Source organism: Rhabdobacter roseus (genome assembly GCF_014202275.1).
In the GTDB taxonomy this organism is placed as follows: domain Bacteria; phylum Bacteroidota; class Bacteroidia; order Cytophagales; family Spirosomataceae; genus Rhabdobacter; species Rhabdobacter roseus.
This window is the reverse complement of sequence record NZ_JACHGF010000027.1, coordinates 1-1,238: the sequence shown is the minus strand read 5'-3', so window position 1 is coordinate 1,238 and position 1,238 is coordinate 1. Positions and strand designations below refer to the sequence as shown.

General features: G+C 46.7%; 1 protein-coding gene. It reads right to left on the bottom strand.

Going from position 1 to position 1,238, the window contains the following annotated elements; translation table 11 throughout:
- Nucleotides 1–10: 10 nt before the first annotated feature.
- The gene (locus HNQ92_RS28490; protein ID WP_184180282.1) at nt 11–1,168 is read right to left on the bottom strand and encodes an ISAs1 family transposase; all 1,158 of its coding nucleotides are present in this window, start codon (nt 1,166–1,168) and stop codon (nt 11–13) included.
- Between the last annotated feature and the right edge of the window lie 70 nt (nt 1,169–1,238).

Here is a 1,238-nt window from a genome sequence, read left to right as displayed (position 1 = left end):
CAGGGCTTTCTCATAAAACTAATTCTTGGGTCATAAACTGAATCAAGGTTTGGAACTTATCAGCAAATGAGTCTATCTGGGCTGCCATGTTCTTTGGCCTAGCTCGCCTTAAAACGTTAAGTGCTAAGCTTCGTAAACTACTCATCAATCGACTGATCGGCTGACTAGCTGTCCGCAGGCTGTCCTCAGCCAGAGTCATATCTCGACGATGATGCATTGCTTCAATCCGCCAGTGATGGCGAATGGCCTCGAATAGTTCATTGGCGTCTTTTTGAGTGGTTGGCAACAAGTTGCTCAAAAAGTAATTTACCTCTTCTGATAAGGGGCTGCCATCCAGCTTTTGACGGATGCGTTGCACACGAATTAATATACTAATACCCGCATCTTTCCAACGGGGCGCAAAGGATGTTGTGTTTAATGGGAAGCAACAGTAGCTGCGTTGCTCAATTCGACCATGTCCACGTTGGGCAGCATCAAGGTGTTCATAGGTAGCCCTGTTCATCAAACAAGTGCAGACACAAAAACGGTACAGGTGAGCCTGATTCGGTTTAAGCCCAACCAGATAGCCCCCCTGAGCTCCATGAATCGCCTTGAGTGTCTGTGGAGTCAGGTGGAGAGCATCCAGCGTCAGCTTCTGATTATAAAGACCAGTCTGATTGAGCAGTTGACGCACGGTTGGGCGTTCACTTTCCTTTCTACCATTGTAATAAAGTTGACCCACAATCTGCTCGGAGGTATGGCTAAGAGCTGATACACAAGCCTCGCCCCGTTTGTGATGAGGTTGTATGCTGCCGCATAGCTCTTTACCATCCAGGGCGAACCATCGTCTTTGGGTAGGATCAAGTTGGAAGCCAAACCAGTCGAAAAGTAGCTTATTAAAGAGCGAGCCGTTAACTTTGGCTAACAACCGAGGCAGTTGGGCCCGTGAAATGACTCGTTGATGACCCATTGAGGTCGTTTGCAGAAGCTGATCAAAATGATTAACCATATGCCGGTGTAGGCTTGATAATTTGCCGTCACGGCCACAGCATAAAGCCATCACTAATCCGGTGAGAACTAGAGCCATAGAGTGTTGCTTTCCTCGGTTATCGCGTCCATCAAGACCTGGTGTGTTGTCTAGGAGATAAAATAAAGTTGTACTTTTAAGCTGGCAAGTAGGAGTAGTCATGGTTTTTGTAGTCTAGTCAACCACAAAAGTAAGGCTAACAACTACTTGCCATTTTTATGAGAAAGCCCTG

Coding starts and splice junctions, on each gene's coding strand:
- HNQ92_RS28490 (WP_184180282.1), bottom strand. CDS start 1,168: ATGACTACTCCTACTTGCCAGCTTAAAAGTACAACTTTATTTTATCTC.